18 protein-coding genes are annotated in these 15,641 nt (G+C 58.7%); 2 read left to right on the forward strand and 16 right to left on the reverse strand.

Going from position 1 to position 15,641, the window contains the following annotated elements; genetic code table 11:
- Positions 1–6: 6 nt before the first annotated feature.
- The 9 genes from ccmI to ccmA all read right to left on the reverse strand — a co-directional run bounded on the left by ccmI (position 7) and on the right by ccmA (position 7,009).
- Positions 7–1,212 carry a c-type cytochrome biogenesis protein CcmI gene (gene ccmI, locus EE949_RS18595; protein WP_122665637.1) on the reverse strand — a complete coding sequence of 402 codons (1,206 nt, stop codon included), beginning with the start codon at positions 1,210–1,212 and terminating at the stop codon, positions 7–9.
- Complete coding sequence (locus tag EE949_RS18600; RefSeq protein WP_122665638.1) at positions 1,209–1,679, reverse strand: cytochrome c-type biogenesis protein; 471 nt, start codon at positions 1,677–1,679, stop codon at positions 1,209–1,211. The genes ccmI and EE949_RS18600 overlap by 4 nt, the downstream gene beginning before the upstream one ends.
- Positions 1,676–2,215, reverse strand: coding sequence for a DsbE family thiol:disulfide interchange protein (locus EE949_RS18605; protein ID WP_122665639.1), 540 nt, complete (start codon positions 2,213–2,215; stop codon positions 1,676–1,678). Before EE949_RS18605 ends, EE949_RS18600 begins: the two co-directional genes overlap by 4 nt.
- Positions 2,212–4,182, reverse strand: coding sequence for a heme lyase CcmF/NrfE family subunit (locus tag EE949_RS18610; RefSeq protein WP_122665640.1), 1,971 nt, complete (start codon positions 4,180–4,182; stop codon positions 2,212–2,214). Before EE949_RS18610 ends, EE949_RS18605 begins: the two co-directional genes overlap by 4 nt.
- A 3-nt stretch (positions 4,183–4,185) precedes the next feature.
- Positions 4,186–4,650 (reverse strand): cytochrome c maturation protein CcmE, encoded by a 465-nt coding sequence (gene ccmE / locus EE949_RS18615; RefSeq protein WP_122665641.1) that lies wholly within the window; start codon positions 4,648–4,650, stop codon positions 4,186–4,188.
- Positions 4,647–4,823 carry a heme exporter protein CcmD gene (ccmD, locus tag EE949_RS18620; RefSeq protein WP_122665642.1) on the reverse strand — a complete coding sequence of 59 codons (177 nt, stop codon included), beginning with the start codon at positions 4,821–4,823 and terminating at the stop codon, positions 4,647–4,649. Before ccmD ends, ccmE begins: the two co-directional genes overlap by 4 nt.
- Positions 4,820–5,617 carry a heme ABC transporter permease gene (locus EE949_RS18625; RefSeq protein ID WP_122666111.1) on the reverse strand — a complete coding sequence of 266 codons (798 nt, stop codon included), beginning with the start codon at positions 5,615–5,617 and terminating at the stop codon, positions 4,820–4,822. Before EE949_RS18625 ends, ccmD begins: the two co-directional genes overlap by 4 nt.
- A gap of 82 nt (positions 5,618–5,699) precedes the next feature.
- Positions 5,700–6,371, reverse strand: a complete 672-nt coding sequence (ccmB, locus tag EE949_RS18630) for a heme exporter protein CcmB (protein ID WP_122666112.1) — start codon at positions 6,369–6,371, stop codon at positions 5,700–5,702.
- Positions 6,368–7,009: a cytochrome c biogenesis heme-transporting ATPase CcmA gene (gene ccmA, locus EE949_RS18635; protein WP_122665643.1), complete on the reverse strand. Its 642-nt coding sequence runs from the start codon at positions 7,007–7,009 to the stop codon at positions 6,368–6,370. Before ccmA ends, ccmB begins: the two co-directional genes overlap by 4 nt.
- Positions 7,010–7,192: 183 nt before the next feature.
- On the opposite strand from ccmA, the gene EE949_RS18640 reads away from it, so the two are divergent.
- Both EE949_RS18640 and EE949_RS18645 read left to right on the forward strand, forming a co-directional pair.
- Positions 7,193–8,857: a flagellar hook-length control protein FliK gene (locus EE949_RS18640; RefSeq protein ID WP_122665644.1), complete on the forward strand. Its 1,665-nt coding sequence runs from the start codon at positions 7,193–7,195 to the stop codon at positions 8,855–8,857.
- Positions 8,857–9,180 carry an EscU/YscU/HrcU family type III secretion system export apparatus switch protein gene (locus EE949_RS18645; protein WP_122665645.1) on the forward strand — a complete coding sequence of 108 codons (324 nt, stop codon included), beginning with the start codon at positions 8,857–8,859 and terminating at the stop codon, positions 9,178–9,180. The genes EE949_RS18640 and EE949_RS18645 overlap by 1 nt, the downstream gene beginning before the upstream one ends.
- 773 nt (positions 9,181–9,953) lie before the next feature.
- On the opposite strand, the gene EE949_RS18655 is transcribed toward EE949_RS18645, so the two are convergent.
- From EE949_RS18655 to EE949_RS18685, 7 genes are all read right to left on the reverse strand, one after another.
- Positions 9,954–10,355 carry a DUF2802 domain-containing protein gene (locus EE949_RS18655; RefSeq protein ID WP_122665647.1) on the reverse strand — a complete coding sequence of 134 codons (402 nt, stop codon included), beginning with the start codon at positions 10,353–10,355 and terminating at the stop codon, positions 9,954–9,956.
- Positions 10,356–10,835 carry a chemotaxis protein CheW gene (locus tag EE949_RS18660; protein ID WP_087266835.1) on the reverse strand — a complete coding sequence of 160 codons (480 nt, stop codon included), beginning with the start codon at positions 10,833–10,835 and terminating at the stop codon, positions 10,356–10,358.
- A gap of 57 nt (positions 10,836–10,892) precedes the next feature.
- Complete coding sequence (locus EE949_RS18665) at positions 10,893–11,783, reverse strand: CheW domain-containing protein (RefSeq protein WP_122665648.1); 891 nt, start codon at positions 11,781–11,783, stop codon at positions 10,893–10,895.
- A 114-nt stretch (positions 11,784–11,897) separates the two neighbouring features.
- The gene (locus EE949_RS18670) at positions 11,898–12,686 is read right to left on the reverse strand and encodes a ParA family protein (protein WP_122665649.1); all 789 of its coding nucleotides are present in this window, start codon (positions 12,684–12,686) and stop codon (positions 11,898–11,900) included.
- Between the two features lie 44 nt (positions 12,687–12,730).
- The gene (motD, locus tag EE949_RS18675; protein WP_122665650.1) at positions 12,731–13,618 is read right to left on the reverse strand and encodes a flagellar motor protein MotD; all 888 of its coding nucleotides are present in this window, start codon (positions 13,616–13,618) and stop codon (positions 12,731–12,733) included.
- A gap of 6 nt (positions 13,619–13,624) precedes the next feature.
- Entirely contained in the window at positions 13,625–14,365 is a 741-nt protein-coding gene (locus EE949_RS18680) for a flagellar motor protein (RefSeq protein ID WP_122665651.1), read from the reverse strand.
- On the reverse strand, positions 14,365–15,543 hold the full coding sequence (locus EE949_RS18685; RefSeq protein WP_122665652.1) for a protein-glutamate methylesterase/protein-glutamine glutaminase: 1,179 nt from the start codon (positions 15,541–15,543) through the stop codon (positions 14,365–14,367). Before EE949_RS18685 ends, EE949_RS18680 begins: the two co-directional genes overlap by 1 nt.
- Positions 15,544–15,641: the final 98 nt, after the last annotated feature.

Consider the following 15,641-nt stretch of genomic DNA (forward strand, 5'->3'; position numbering starts at 1 on the left):
TGCTCTCTACTGATCTGGGCTGTCGATGGTCAGCGCCTGCAAGGCCTTAGTGTTACTGGCCAGAGGCTTGCTGCGGCCGATCCACTCGCCGGTGGTCGGCTGACCTGCGCGGGATATCCGCGCCACGAGTTGGACTTCCGGAAAGTTCGACAGTTTCAGTTGCGGCATCATGGCGTCGGCATCGCCCAATGCGACTTCAGCAGGCAAGTCAGCGACCGTCACCCGTTTCACCGCCAGAGGCGCAGGAGGCCCGCCGACTGCGCGAGCAAAGATGAATACGCTATCGCCCGGCGCTACTTTAGCCTTGAGATCAGCGGCCAGATCCACGCGCACCTTGATCAATGCTGCCTTGTTGCTAGCTGCAGCAGGCTGGTCCGTGTCGGCAGCGCTTTCGCCAAGTTTTTCACTGGCCCGAGCGATACCACCTTCCAGCGCTTGCCGGGATGGATCTTGCGGCGGCAGCACGGCCAACAGACGCTTCCAGTAATCTACCGCTTGCTGATAATGCTGGCTTTCAAAAGCAGCAATCCCCAACAGGCCGAGGCTGGTGACTTCCTTCGGGTCAGCCTGCAGCGCTTCGTTAGTCAGTGCCTGCACCTGCGGGCTGAACTTCTTGCCACCGGCGAAGTACAGCGCCTGCGCCCACTGGCCGAGCAACTCAGCCTGACGACCCGCCAGCGCAACTGCACGCTCGAACATTGCAGCGGCATCAGCCGGGCGATCCTGAGCCATGTAGGTGCGAGCCAGAAAGTACAGGCCTTCAGCAGAGTCCGGTTGGGCTTTGACGGCGCGTTCCAGACGGTTGGTCATCTCGGCAATCGAGCCGGGTGGCTGCGCGAATTCGCGGGTCAACTCGACCTTGTCACTGGCACCAAAGTGCAGATACAGACCAATACCCATCAACGGTACCAGCAATGCGGCGAGCAGAGGCAAGGTCTTGCCCAGGCGGGACGTACGCAGCGGTTCAGCGCCCTCGGTGTCGGCCAGCAACTCACGAGCAGCTTCAGCACGGCCACTGTCCATCTGCGCGGAGGACAGCACGCCCTCCTCCTGCTGGCCTTGCAGTTCAGCAACTCGCTCCTGATACAGGGCAACGTTGAGCGCGGTGCGGTCTTCTTCGCTTTGCGCGCGACGGCCACGCAGTACAGGAATCAGCAGGAAACTCATGGCCACCAGCAACAGCAGGCCGGCAGCTAGCCAGAAATCAATCATTCGCGGTTTTTATCCAGCAGATTTGCGAGGCGCTGACGCTCCTCGTCGGAAAGCACATCGTTTTCCTCGCGGCTCTGGCCACGACGACGCACGACAATCACACCAATCACGACCATGCCGCCCACCAAAAGCACGGCAGGGCCAAACCACAGCAGCCAGGTTTTGGCAGTCAGCGCAGGCTTGTAGCGGACGAAATCGCCGTAACGATCGACCATGAAGTCGATGATCTGCTGATTGGTCCGCCCTTCGCCAAGCATGCGAAAAATCTCTTTGCGCAAGTCAGCAGCGATGGGCGCATTGGAGTCGGCAATGTCCTGGTTCTGGCACTTGGGGCAGCGCAGCTCTTTGGTCAACTCGGCGTAACGCGCACGCTCGGCGTCGTCACGAAACTCGTAGGCGTCGATCGCTGCATGCGCCACGCTGGCAAGACCGAGGCTTAAAACAAAAGCGGCAAACAGGCGCTTCATTGTTTAGCCTCGTCAATTAATCCCTGATACAAACCGGCCAGTTGCTCACGCCACACGGTCTCATCCACGACACCAACGAACTTGTGACGAATGATGCCTTTGCTGTCGATCAGGAAGGTTTCCGGAGCACCGTAAACCCCAAGGTTCAGACCCAGGCTGCCTTCGTCATCACGAATGTTCAGTTGGTACGGGTTGTGGAAATCCTTGAGCCACTTCAGGGCGTCGGCGTTGACGTCCTTGTAGTTGATGCCATAAATCACCACGCCCTGCTGCGCCAGCTTGTTCAACACCGGATGTTCAACACGGCACGCCACGCACCAGGTCCCCCAGACGTTGACCAGCGCTGGCTTACCCAGCAGGTCGGCACGAGTCAGAACTTTATCGCTCTGCACTTCACGCAGGGAAAACTCCGGAAACGGCTTGTTGATCAATGCGGACGGCAGTTCTGAAGGATCTTTGTACAGGGCCGGGTAAAGAAGAAACACCACGCCCACAAGGAAAATAACCAATGGAATAGCAAGAACCCAGCGCTTCATACCGCAGCCTCCAGGCCCAGTGCATCGCGCACCTTGCTTTTGACCTTGACCCGATAACGCTTGTCCATCGCCGCCAGTACGCCCCCTAACGCGGTAATCAATCCACCGAACCAGATCCAGCGCACGAAGGGTTTGACGTGGACACGTATTGCCCAGGCGCCATCACCCAGCGGTTCGCCCATGGCCACGTACAGGTCGCGAGTGAAACCGGCGTCGATACCCGCCTCGGTCATCATCGACTGCTGCACGGTGTACAGGCGCTTTTCCGGATGCAGGATGGTCACTTGCTTGCCGTCCTCAAGCACACGTACGGTGCCGCGATCAGACGTGAAGTTAGGGCCTTGATAGTGCCGGGCACCTTCAAACACGAACGTGTAACCGCCCAACTCCATGGACTCGCCAGGCGACAGACGCAGATCCCGCTCAGCGCTGTTCTGGCTCGACAACACCACGCCCAGCGCGCACACCGCGATGCCGATGTGGGCAAGCTGCATGCCCCAGTAACTGCGGGTCATGCTGCGAGAGCCTTTGATCAGACCTTTATGACGCGTCTTGTCGAGCAGGTCACGCACACCCGCCAGCAACACCCAGGCGGCCAGCATGAAGGTGGCCATGACGGCCCAATGGAAATCATCCATGGCGAACCCGGCAACCACCGCCAGTACGGCGCTGCCGATCAGCACCGGCGCAAGCATGCTGGCCAGCCATTTGACCGGGGTGTCTTTCCAGCGCACCAGTACGCCAATCGCCATGACCGCCATGAGCAGGCCCATCAACGGCACGAACAGCGCATTGAAATACGGCGGGCCTACCGACATCTTCGCCCCACTAATGGCATCGAGTACCAGCGGATACAGGGTGCCTAGCAGAATCATCGAAGCGGCCACCACCAGCACCAGGTTGTTACCCAGCAACAGGGTTTCCCGGGACCACAGGCCAAAGCCGACATGGCTCTTGACCACGGGCGCGCGGAAGGCGAACAGGGTCAACGAACCACCGACCACGAACAGCAGGAAGATCAGGATGAACACGCCGCGCTCCGGATCGGAAGCGAAGGCATGCACAGAGGTCAGCACCCCGGAGCGAACCAGGAATGTACCCAGCAGGCTCAGGGAAAACGCTGCGATGGCCAGCAGGACCGTCCAGCTTTTGAACACGCCACGTTTTTCGGTTACGGCCAGCGAATGGATCAGCGCAGTGCCCACCAGCCATGGCATGAACGAGGCATTTTCCACCGGGTCCCAGAACCACCAGCCACCCCAGCCAAGTTCGTAATACGCCCACCATGAACCCAGCGTGATGCCAATCCCCAGGAATGCCCAGGCGACGATGGTCCATGGACGTGACCAGCGCGCCCAGGCCGCATCAAGACGCCCGCCAAGCAACGCAGCAATGGCGAATGCGAAGGCCACCGAGAAACCAACGTAGCCCATGTACAGCATCGGCGGGTGGACGATCAGGCCAATGTCCTGAAGCAGCGGATTCAGGTCGCGACCGTTGGCAGGTACTTGCGGCAGGATCCGCGAAAACGGGTTGGACGTAAGGATCAGAAACAGCATGAAGCCGACACTGATCATGCCCATCACGGCCAGTACACGAGCCAGCATCACTTGCGGCAACTGACGGGAGAACACCGAAACAGCGAAAGTCCAAGCACCCAGAATCAACGCCCACAGCAGCAGCGAACCTTCGTGGGCACCCCACACCGCGCTGAACTTGTAATACCAGGGCAAAGCGCTGTTGGAGTTTTCAGCCACATAAGCCACGGAGAAATCATCGGTCATGAACGCATAGGTCAGGCAACCGAAAGCGAAGACCAGAAAGCTGAACTGCCCCCACGCGGCGGGCTGCGCCAGGCTCATCCACATGCGGTCGCCGCGCCATGCGCCCACCAATGGCACGCTGGCCTGCACGACGGCGAAGCAAAGCGCCAGGATCATGGCCAGATGGCCGAGTTCAGGAATCATGGTTCAACCCTGCCTGGATGGTGTTGAGGAGATCGGTGCTGGCTGCCCGCTTTCCTTGAGCGCCTTGGTGACTTCCGGCGGCATGTACTTTTCATCGTGCTTGGCCAGCACTTCATCGGCGACGACCACGCCGTCTGCGTTGAGTTTGCCAAGGGCAACGATGCCCTGCCCTTCGCGGAACAGGTCCGGGAGGATGCCACGGTAGGTGATCGTCACGGCCTTGTTGAAATCCGTCACGACAAACTTCACGTCCAGAGAATCGGTAGAACGTTGCAGGGAGCCCTTTTCCACCATGCCGCCAGCGCGAATACGGGTATCCAGCGGCGCTTCGCCATTGGCGATCTGGGTCGGCGTATAGAACAGGTTGATGTTCTCTTTCAAGGCACTCAAAGCCAGAGTTACGGCGATGCTGACACCTGCGAGAATCGCAACGATGATCAACAGACGCTTTTTACGCAGCGGATTCACTTCTGGTTCTCCCAGCGCAGGCGACGCGCCTCTTGTTGCAGGTAACGCCGACGTGCCAGCAAAGGCAGCGCCACATTGATCGCCAGCACCACAAAACTGATGCCGTAGGCTGACCAGACGAACAGGCCATGATGACCCATGGCCAGAAATTCACCGAATGAATCAAATTTCATTGTGCCGCTCCGTTTACCGGTGGCTGCCCGAGGGATTTGAGCACCTCAGCCTTGACCCAACTGGCCCGGGCCTCACGCTTGAGCACTTCAAGGCGCATGCGCAGCAGAACCACGGCGCCAAAGAAGCAGTAGAACCCCAGCACAGTGAACAGCAGCGGCAACCACATTTCGGCAGGCATGGCCGGTTTTTCGGTCAGGCTGAACGTCGCGCCCTGATGCAGGGTGTTCCACCATTCAACTGAATATTTGATAATCGGGATATTGATGACGCCAACGATTGCCAGCACCGCGCAAGCCTTGGCGGCGCTGTCACGATTACTGATGGCGTTGCCCAGGGCAATCAGACCGAAGTATAGAAACAGCAGAATCAGCATCGAGGTAAGACGCGCATCCCAGACCCACCAGGATCCCCAGGTCGGCTTACCCCAAATAGCCCCGCTGACCAATGCCAACGCCGTCATCCAGGCGCCGATGGGCGCTGCACTTTGCAAGGCGACGTCGGCAAGCTTCATTTTCCACACCAGGCCCACGACGCCGCAGACCGCCAGCATCACATAGCAGGATTGAGCGAGCATGGCGGCAGGAACGTGGATGTAAATAATCCGGAAACTGTTGCCCTGCTGGTAGTCCGGTGGCGCGAAGGCCAGCCCCCAGACAACGCCGATACCGATCAGCAACACCGCGGCGATACTCAACCACGGCAGCAGACGCCCGCTGATGCCATAGAACCATTTTGGAGAACCGAGCTTGTGGAACCACGCCCAACTCAACCCGCTTTTAGCGTTTTCTTTCATTACGCTGCCTTTCATCAAGCTGCCTTCTACGGTGTCGCTCGGGTTTGCTGCTGGCTAAAGCGGCCATTCAGACAAACCTCATTTATTCGCCGACGCTGATCTTCAGGCCAGCGGCTATTGCAAAGGGTGTAAGGGTCACTGCAAGCGCGGTCAGGCTGCCTAGCCAGAGCAGGTAGCCGGTCGCAGGCATACCTTGCAGCGCTGCTTGCAACGCGCCACTTCCCAGGATCAATACCGGGATGTACAACGGCAGGATCAACAGCGCCAGCAGCAGACCGCCGCGCTTCAGACCCACCGTCAACGCCGCGCCCACAGCACCGAGCAGGCTCAATACCGGCGTGCCCAGTAGCAGGGACAACAGCAACACGGGCAGGCATTGAGTCGGCAGGCCGAGCATCAGCGCCAGCAGCGGCGCCAACAATACCAGCGCAAGACCGGAAAAGATCCAATGTGCCAGCACTTTCGCCAGAACCAGTAGCGCCAGTGAATGCGAGGACAAGACCCACTGTTCCAGCGAACCGTCCTCGAAATCGCTACGAAACAAACCATCCAGCGAGAGCAGCACTGACAACAGGGCCGCTACCCAGACTAACCCTGGGGACAAGGTTTGCAACAGTTGCGTCTCCGGGCCGACGGCCAGCGGGAACAAGGCGATGACAATCGCAAAGAATACCAGCGGGTTGGCCAGTTCGGCGGGACGTCTGAACAACAGACGTGCTTCGCGTGCGACCAGCAGGGTAAACACATGACTCATATGGCCCATTGCCCCAGATCAATATCGCGATAACCGGGCGGTGTACGACTCAGGGTGTGGTGGGTGGTCAACACAATCATGCCGCCCCGCTCGCAATGCCCGGCCAGATGCTCTTCCAGTTGAGCGACGCCTTGTTTGTCCAGCGCTGTAAATGGCTCGTCGAGGATCCAGACTGGCGGGCTTTCCAGGTACAGACGCGCCAACGCGACCCGACGCTGTTGCCCGGCCGATAACGTATGGCACGGTACATCTTCAAACCCCCGCAGCCCGACAGCCTCGAGTGCTTGCCAGATTGCCGCTGATTCGGCTGGACGATGCAGGGCGCACAGCCAGGCAAGATTTTCCACCGGCGTCAGCAAATCCTTGATGCCGGCAGCATGGCCGATCCAGAGTAAATTGCGCGCCAGTTCGACACGCTGCTCGCTTAACGGCAAACCGTTAACGAGTACCTGTCCGGCGGTCGGCTGCATGAGCCCCGACAGCAGGCGCAACAGGCTGGTTTTGCCACTGCCGTTGGGACCGCTGATCTGCAGCATGTCACCTGCGTTAACCTGCACATCGAGGTGCTCGAAAAGCATTCGCCAGTCGCGCTCACACGCCAGGTCGCAGGCTTGCAGAAAAGGTATGGAACGAGTCATCCAGGGTTCCCGGTGCTGCGCAGGTCGCATCAGAACACAGCAGAGAACGTGCGGTCTGAAGAAATGGCTGTTCAAGTCAGCTTTAAAACGGCCGTTACATTGTGCAACTACCGCTCTACGATGGGCGCGCATTATACATGGCACGCCCGCCACGAGAGGGCATTTTCAACAGGTCGCTATTCCATGACAGGTGATATCACCAGCCTCCAACCGACAACAGCCGCTGCCGCTCTGGGCCGCGCAGGGCTTTCCCCGGCTCAGGTGCTTCAGCTACTTCAGCCGCTGGAAAACCTTATAAAGCCGGGAGAGACAGTCGCGGCCGAGGTGATAACCCTCAAGCAGTTGCAACAGAACTTTCAATTATTGATAAAACTGGCCTTGAGCAACGGCGGCCAGACAAGCGTCAGCGTCACCAGCCCCCTGCCCCTGACGCCCGGCACCACGCTTTCAGTGTCTCAAGCTTCGCCTAACGCGCTGACCATGACCTTGCAGCAGGTCAATACTGCGTTGAATAATCTGCAAACCAGTATCGATACCGATCAGTTGCCGCAAGGCACTTTGCTACAGGCCCGGGTGCTCACCACTCAGGTGGTCGCCAATGCAGTCAGCCAGTTGACCGGTCAGGGTGCGCCACAAACCGGCGTGCCCAATGCTCCGGCGTTGCCGGGCACTCAGCCCGGTACTCAGCCGGCGCTTTATCGTTCGATCGTGATCCTGCTCAATACTGCATTGGTTGGCACCAGCCTCAGCATCGAAAGCCCTCAGCCGTTGCGCCCGGGCGCACTGCTGAGCGCTCAGGTCCAAGGCAGTCAGAGCCTCAATTTCGTGCCACTGCCGAACAACCTTGATCAATTGGCAGTGACCCAGCAACTCACCACTCAACAAAACCGCCAAGGCTCGCTGGACGTTTTGCTTAACGCGCTGCGCAATCTCTCACCTGCAAGCCCGACGACCTCTGCCCCCGCCTCGCCGCTCCAGGCGAGTATCCAGCAGTTGCTGGCGGACTTGCCGGACATCGAACAGATGAGCAACCCGCGTGTCGTGGCTCAAGCGATCAACGCCAGCGGCCTGTTCATGGAGTCCAGATTACTGGCCGGCCTCAACCCCATGGCGATGCCGGACATGAAGGCGAACCTGCTGCAGCTCATCACTCAGTTGCTGCCCGGCTTGCCCGCCAATGCCAGCTACGACGCGGCCGCCGCCTCCAACATGCTGACCCGCACGATGCCCGGCGTGTTGCGCAGCGCCCTGGGAACCATGGGGCTGGTCGCACCGCCGCCACTGCCGATCCACTTCCCGCTGCCTTCGCGGGCAGTGAAAGGCGGTAAAGAAGATGATCTGGAAATTTTACTGAAATTCGCGGCAGCGGCGGTTTCACGCGTTCAAAGCCATCAGTTGGCGAGTCTGGAACAGACCCGAACCACTGCTGAGGGCAATCAACTGACCACTTGGCAGATGGAAATCCCGATGCGCAACGGCCAGGAAGTCGTGCCCATGCAAGTCAAGCTGCAGCGCGAGGACACGCCTGAGAAGGAGAGCAGCAAGGACAAGGAAGACAGCGAGCCCAAAGACGCCATGGAAAAACTCTGGAAAATCGATCTGGCTTTTGACCTGGCGCCTCTCGGTGCACTTCAGGTCCAGGCGCAATTATTGCGCGGCAAGCTATCGAGCCAGCTCTGGGCAGAGCGTGCTGACAGTGCGGCATTGATCAGCAAAGAACTGGGTTACTTGCGCGATCGATTGATTGCCTCCGGCCTTGAGGTGGGTGACTTGGCCTGCAGTCAAGGCGTGCCGCCTCAAGGCCCGCGCACGACCCTTCAACAACGCTGGATCGACGAGAACGCCTGATGAGCCAAGCTGACCAAAATCCGCGTCAGGCCATCGCACTGACGTACGACGGCACGCATACGCCGACCTTGAGTGCCAAAGGTGACGATCAGTTGGCCGAGGCCATTCTGGCTATCGCCCGGGAATATGAAGTGCCTATCTATGAGAATGCCGAGCTGGTCAAGTTACTGGCGCGCATGGAGTTGGGCGACAGTATTCCGGAGCCGCTGTATCGCACCATTGCGGAGATCATTGCGTTTGCCTGGCATTTGAAGGGCAAGTTTCCGGTGGGTCAGGATCCGGATGCGCCGCCGGTGGAGAGGGATATTACGCCGAAGTGGTGAAGCTACTTTTGCGTACATATCCGTTGCTGGGGTGAAGGCTGGTATTGGTTGCGCCCTTACGGCGCCTCACTTTTGTGAAGCGCAAAAGTAAGCAAAACACTCTTGCCCCACCACTGGGTGCCTCGCTGTCGCTCGGCATACCCGTAATTCGACATTGCTGCGTGGGGCCGCCGCCACCGGCCATCCATGGCCTGAGGCGGCTAAACCGGCATCCCTGCCGGTTTGCCCCACACAGCAATATCGAATTCCGGCCGGCGTGGTTTAACGGGGCGCCTAAGATCAAAATCAAACGCAGATCAAAAGCAGAATGAAAACGGCGATAGCGCCTCGGACCGGTAGGAGCGAACTTGTTCGCGAGACGTCAGCAAAGCCAACAAAGGTCTCGTCTGACACACCGCTTCGCAGCCTTCGGCAGCTCCTACAGATGCCCGGCAAACCCACACAATCAGGTCGGCTGTCAGGCCGCCGCGCTGTTGATTTTGATCTGAGGCGCCCCGTTAAACCACGCTGGCCGAACGCAGATTCTGAAGCGTGGGCAACCCGGCAGGACGCCGGGTTAGCCGCATTGGGCCATGGATGGCCCGTTGCGGCGGCCCACGGTTCAGGATCTGCGGGCGGGTACACCGAGCCTAAGCGAGGTGCCTAGTGGTGGGGCAAGAGCCTTTTGCTTACTTTTGGGCTCCTTTCAAAAGTGAGGCGCTGTAAAAGCGCAACCAATATCCGCCATCACCGCAAAAACGGATATGACCCACAAGATGGAGGAACGTCCGGTATCACCCCTGATTATGACTATGCAACTTGCTCATCAACTGAGCCTCTGCCTGAGTCAAACCACAGGCCTGGGTGAGTTCGTCGACGCTGGCGCCCATGCCGACCAGGCGCGCTGCCTGAGCAAAAGACAACGTCGACGGGTCGCGCTGTTCCAACGCAGTGAGTTTGTCAGGCAGAGGCCCGACAGTTGCCCGCAACTCGTGCAAAGCCTCACCCATCTTGACGGTACCGCTCTGGAAATGATCCACACGCCTGGCCAGCTCCCGAAAGCGCTGATCACGCAAAGCGTCCAGCTCTTCCCTCTTCAGGTCGAGCTGGCGCTGGCGCTTCGTGTACGTGATGAACAAACCCAGGGTCACTACCCAGAGAACCCCCAGGAAAATGACAGCTACCTCAAGAATCAATCAGATGTTCTCCAGCTCGGACCACTCTTCTTCAGACATCATCTTGTCCAGTTCAACAAGGATCAACAACTCACCGTTCTTGTTGCACACGCCCTGAATGAACTTGGCGGACTCGTCGTTACCCACGTTAGGTGCAGTTTCCACCTCAGACTGACGCAGATAAACCACTTCAGCAACGCTGTCGACCAGAATCCCGACCACTTGCTTGTCGGCTTCGATGATCACGATACGCGTGTTGTCGCTGACTTCAACCGGTGCCAGGCCGAAACGCTGACGAGTGTCGATCACCGTCACAACGTTACCGCGCAGGTTGATGATCCCCAGCACGTAGCTTGGAGCACCCGGTACTGGCGCGATCTCGGTATAGCGCAGCACTTCCTGGACCTGCATCACGTTGATGCCGTAAGACTCATTATCCAGGCGGAAGGTAACCCACTGCAGAATAGGATCTTCGGAACCTTGTGCGGACGACTTCTTCATAACCCCAACCCCTCGCGTGTGTGCTGTGCAGGAGACGTGCTCTACGCCCCCTCTTGATTATTTGGTTTTGTGCATCTGCTTGACCGCGCCACTGGCAATCAGCTCGGCCAACTCTGAAACATCCAGCAAGGCGCACATGTGCTCTATCACTGTGCCCGCCAACCAGGGACGCTGCCCTCGCTGGGTACGCCATTTGATCTCGCTCGGGTCAAGACGCAACGAGCGGCTGACCTGATGCACCGCCAACCCCCATTCGTAACCCTGAACCGAAATTACATACTGCAAGCCCTGACGAAAATCATCGCGGTACCGATCCGGCATGATCCAGCGCGCGGTATCCAGGACTTTCAGGTTGCCGCTCTGGCTCGGCAGGATTCCGAGGAACCATTCCGGCTGACCAAACAGCGGCGTCAAATCATGTCCGGCCAAGGGATAAATCGAACCCAGACACACCAGCGGTACGGCCAGCGTCAAACCGGCAACATCAAACAGCAGGCATTCGAAGGGCTCCTCTGCCCAGGCAGGCCGGCCGTCGCTGGTAGGCGGCGGTGTCGGTGTGCGCTGGGCGGTTGCGAGATGTACTTCGGCAACCGGCTCGATTAACTCAACCTCTTGCACCGGAACGACTTCCGGCACCACTTCAACTTCAACCCGCGCCACCACGGGGGCCACAACCGGCACGACCACTGGCGCAGCGACTGCAACCGGTACAGCAACAGTCGCAGGTGCAGCAACGGCCACAGCAATCGGTGTCGCCAGAGCCTGCATGCGCTTGTCATGCTCCTGCTCTTCACGCACCGCTGCTTCAAAATCATCTTCCGCAAGCTTCGGTTCGTCCGGCAATACTTCGGGCATATCCTCAGTGGCGTCCTGAAGCAGCGCATCCAGATAAGACTGCAATGCCAACTGCGGTCGTGTTGCTATCTCTACAGGCCGATTCAGGTTCATACAGGTGCCACACAATGATTGACGCGATTACCGCTTGAATGAGTTATCGGCCAATGTAAGCCCCGACTTGAATGGTTCTGAGTGCCTGTCGAAAATAAAGACTGCGTGCTCATATCAGGCCACCTGCGCCACGAGTTGCTCGGACAGCAAATGCTTGAGCAAAGCCCGATAAGCCAGCACCGCACGGCTTTTGTTGTCGAACTGAGAAGGCGTGACACCCTTGCGGCTCGCATCGCGCAAACGGGTGTCCACGGGCACATAAGCTTTCCAGACATGTTCGGGAAAGCTGTCACGCAACAATTTAAGGGTGCCCATGGACGCCTGTGTGCGCCGGTCAAACAAGGTGGGCACGATGGTGTAGGGCAACGGGACTTTACGTGAGCGGTTGATCATCGCCAGGGTATTGACCATGCGCTCAAGACCTTTGACAGCAAGGAACTCAGTCTGCACCGGGATCACCAGTTGTTGACTCGCCGCCAATGCATTGACCATCAAGACACCCAGCAAGGGCGGGCTGTCGATCAACGCATAGTCGAAATCCTGCCAGAGCTGCGCCAGGCTTTTGGCGATCACCAGCCCCAGACCACTCTGACCGGGTGACTGGCGCTCAAGCGTGGCCAGCGCAGTGCTCGAAGGGAGCAATGAAATGCGCTGATCGCTGGTCGGCAATAACAGTTGGCCGGGCAAGCCATCGGGAATGTTGCCTTTGTTCAGGAACAGGTCAAAGACGCTGTGTTCAAGCAGGTCGGGGTCGTGACCGAAGTAACTGGTCATCGAGCCATGGGGGTCGAGATCGACCACAACCACACGCTTGCCCGCATCGGCCAACAGCCCCGCTAACGCGATGGTCGAAGTGGTTTTACCCACGCCACCTTTTTGATTGGCTACTGCCCAGACTCTCATGTGTGCTCTTCCTCCCGTAATGGCGTGGCCATACCGAGAAACGACTATCGTACGGGTGACGAAGAATTGACGGTATTGCTGCGAACCGCCGGGTTGACAGGCGCAGGTGCAGTTTGTGTGCCAGCACGGCGCAAGGCAGCATCCGGTTGCGCATTGGCCGAACCTGAAGCGGTCAGACTACGGCGCACGTCCAGATTACGGGAGATCACCAGCACCACCCGACGGTTGCGACCACGCCCTTCGGCCGTCGCATTGGAAGCCACTGGCTGGAATTCGCCGTACCCTACCGAAGCCATGCGGGCGGGGTTAAGGCCTTCCATCGCGAGCATGCGCACGATGCTCGACGAGCGCGCCGAAGAGAGCTCCCAGTTAGTCGGGAACTGCGAGGTGCTGATCGGCTGGTCATCGGTGAAACCTTCGACGTGAATCGGGTTGTCGAACGGTTTGATGATCTTCGCGACTTTTTCAATGATCGTGAACGCCTTGTCGCTGGGGATGGCGTCACCGCTACCGAACAGCAAGCCTGAGCTGAGTTCGATTTCAATCCACAGTTCGTTGCCGCGCACCGTCATCTGATTGGATTTGATCAGGTCGCCGAAGCCCGCACGTACATCGTCGGCAATTTCCTTGAGCGGATCAGTGGTGTCCTGGCCGATGCCGGCATCGACTTGCTCGCTGTCCTTGACCAACGGTTCGGCAGGCTTGACCGACAACGGACGCTGCTCACCGATGGGGATTAGCTTCATGCTGCGTTCGGAGTCGTTGAATACACCGACCAAGGCCTCGGAAAGGATCTTGTACTTGCCTTCGTTGATAGACGAAATCGAATACATCACGACAAAAAAGGCAAACAGCAGCGTGATGAAGTCCGCGTAAGACACCAGCCAGCGCTCGTGGTTTTCGTGCTCTTCGGGTCGACGACGTCGAGCCATGGCGTATTACTCCATGAAGCCTTGCAGCTTGAGTTCAATGGAGCGCGGGTTCTCACCCTCGGCGATGGATAGCAGGCCTTCAAGGAGCATTTCGCGATAACGCGACTGGCGCAAGGCAATGCCTTTTAGCTTGTTGGCAACCGGCAACAGAATCAGGTTGGCCGAGGCCACGCCATAAATAGTGGCTACGAACGCCACGGCAATACCGCTGCCCAACTGACTCGGATCGGCCAGATTGCCCATGACGTGAATAAGGCCCATGACCGCACCGATGATGCCGATGGTCGGCGCATAGCCGCCCATACTTTCAAACACTTTGGCGGCCTGGACATCACGGTGCTCCTGGGTCAGAAAATCGACTTCCAGGATGCTGCGAATGGCTTGTGGCTCGGCACCGTCGACCAATAACTGCAAGCCTTTGCGAGCGTAGGTATCAGGCTCGGAATCGGCAACCGACTCAAGCCCCAGCAACCCCTCTTTACGCGCGGTCATGCTCCAGTTGACGACCCGGTCGATACCGCTGGCCAGATCAATACGCGGCGGAAACAGGATCCAGATACCAATCTGAATGGCACGCTTGAAAGCGCTCATGGGCGCCTGCAGCATCGATGCTGCGAGCGTACCGCCGATGACGATCAATGCTGCAGGACCATTGAGCAAGGCGGACAGATGCCCACCTTCCAGATAGTTACCGCCGACAATTGCAACGAACGCGAGGATGAGACCGATCAGACTCAAAACATCCATCAGACACATGCCTCAACAAGGTGCCGGCCGATATCGTCCAGACTGTAAATCGCATCCGCCAGGTCAGCTTTGACAATTGCCATTGGCATGCCATAGATCACGCAGCTCGCTTCGTCCTGAGCCCAGACGTGGCTGCCACCTTGCTTGAGCAGGCGCGCCCCTTCACGACCATCCGCGCCCATGCCGGTAAGCACGACCGCCAGCACCTTGTCGCCATAGGACTTGGCCGCCGAACCGAAGGTGATATCCACGCAAGGCTTGTAATTCAGACGCTCGTCGCCCGGCAGGATTTTCACCGCTCCCCGACCATCGATCATCATCTGCTTGCCACCTGGGGCCAACAGCGCGAGGCCAGGACGCAGAATGTCACCATCCTCCGCTTCTTTGACGCTGATCTTGCACAGCTTGTCCAGACGCTCGGCGAATGCCTTGGTGAACGCTGCAGGCATGTGCTGGATCAGCACGATAGGCGCAGGAAAATTGGCAGGCAGCTGAGTCAGCACACGCTGCAAAGCTACCGGGCCACCCGTCGAGGTGCCGATAGCGACCAACTTGTAAGCCTTGCGCTTGGGCGTGCCTGACAATGGCGGATGTGAACTGCTGGCCGCCGGAGCTGGCGCAGGTGCCGCACGCGGGGTTACCGGACGCGCTGGAGCCGGGCTGGATGTTCTGCCGGTGGCAGGCGCCGCGGTGGGTGTATGAGTCGGGGCATGAGACGGAGCTGAAACCGGGGCGGCGGCTGGCGTTGCCACCGGAGCCGAACCGCTCAAACCACGACGATTGCTGCGTGAAATACTGTGGACCTTTTCACACAGCAGTTGCTTGACCTTCTGCGGGTTACGCGAAATGTCTTCGAAATTCTTGGGCAGGAAATCCACCGCACCGGCGTCCAGTGCATCCAGCGTGACGCGGGCACCTTCGTGGGTCAGTGAGGAGAACATCAGCACCGGGGTTGGACTGCGCTGCATGATTTGGCGAACAGCAGTGATGCCGTCCATCATGGGCATTTCGTAGTCCATGGTAATCACGTCAGGCTTGAGCGACAGCACCAGATCAATCGCTTCCTTGCCGTTGCTCGCGGTACCGACAACCTTGATGTTTGGGTCTGAAGAAAGAATTTCCGTGACGCGGCGGCGGAAGAAACCGGAGTCATCCACCACCAATACCTTGACTACCATAAACACTCCATTACAGGCTGCACGGAAACTGCTGCGCTTTGCGACGCGCCGTCGAAGCGAGCTTCGCCCAACGACAGAAAACCGATCGAAGCAGGCCT

Origin of the sequence: Pseudomonas viridiflava (assembly GCF_900602065.1) — a bacterium.
Lineage (GTDB): Bacteria > Pseudomonadota > Gammaproteobacteria > Pseudomonadales > Pseudomonadaceae > Aquipseudomonas.

Coding starts and splice junctions, on each gene's coding strand:
- EE949_RS18640 (WP_122665644.1), top strand. CDS start 7,193: ATGACAGGTGATATCACCAGCCTCCAACCGACAACAGCCGCTGCCGCT.
- EE949_RS18660 (WP_087266835.1), bottom strand. CDS start 10,835: ATGAAGAAGTCGTCCGCACAAGGTTCCGAAGATCCTATTCTGCAGTGG.
- EE949_RS18625 (WP_122666111.1), bottom strand. CDS start 5,617: ATGAAAGAAAACGCTAAAAGCGGGTTGAGTTGGGCGTGGTTCCACAAG.
- ccmD (WP_122665642.1), bottom strand. CDS start 4,823: ATGAAATTTGATTCATTCGGTGAATTTCTGGCCATGGGTCATCATGGC.
- EE949_RS18670 (WP_122665649.1), bottom strand. CDS start 12,686: ATGAGAGTCTGGGCAGTAGCCAATCAAAAAGGTGGCGTGGGTAAAACC.
- EE949_RS18685 (WP_122665652.1), bottom strand. CDS start 15,543: ATGGTAGTCAAGGTATTGGTGGTGGATGACTCCGGTTTCTTCCGCCGC.
- EE949_RS18600 (WP_122665638.1), bottom strand. CDS start 1,679: ATGAAGCGCCTGTTTGCCGCTTTTGTTTTAAGCCTCGGTCTTGCCAGC.
- EE949_RS18665 (WP_122665648.1), bottom strand. CDS start 11,783: ATGAACCTGAATCGGCCTGTAGAGATAGCAACACGACCGCAGTTGGCA.
- ccmA (WP_122665643.1), bottom strand. CDS start 7,009: ATGACTCGTTCCATACCTTTTCTGCAAGCCTGCGACCTGGCGTGTGAG.
- EE949_RS18605 (WP_122665639.1), bottom strand. CDS start 2,215: ATGAAGCGCTGGGTTCTTGCTATTCCATTGGTTATTTTCCTTGTGGGC.
- EE949_RS18610 (WP_122665640.1), bottom strand. CDS start 4,182: ATGATTCCTGAACTCGGCCATCTGGCCATGATCCTGGCGCTTTGCTTC.
- EE949_RS18645 (WP_122665645.1), top strand. CDS start 8,857: ATGAGCCAAGCTGACCAAAATCCGCGTCAGGCCATCGCACTGACGTAC.
- ccmB (WP_122666112.1), bottom strand. CDS start 6,371: ATGAGTCATGTGTTTACCCTGCTGGTCGCACGCGAAGCACGTCTGTTG.
- EE949_RS18680 (WP_122665651.1), bottom strand. CDS start 14,365: ATGGATGTTTTGAGTCTGATCGGTCTCATCCTCGCGTTCGTTGCAATT.
- motD (WP_122665650.1), bottom strand. CDS start 13,618: ATGGCTCGACGTCGTCGACCCGAAGAGCACGAAAACCACGAGCGCTGG.
- ccmI (WP_122665637.1), bottom strand. CDS start 1,212: ATGATTGATTTCTGGCTAGCTGCCGGCCTGCTGTTGCTGGTGGCCATG.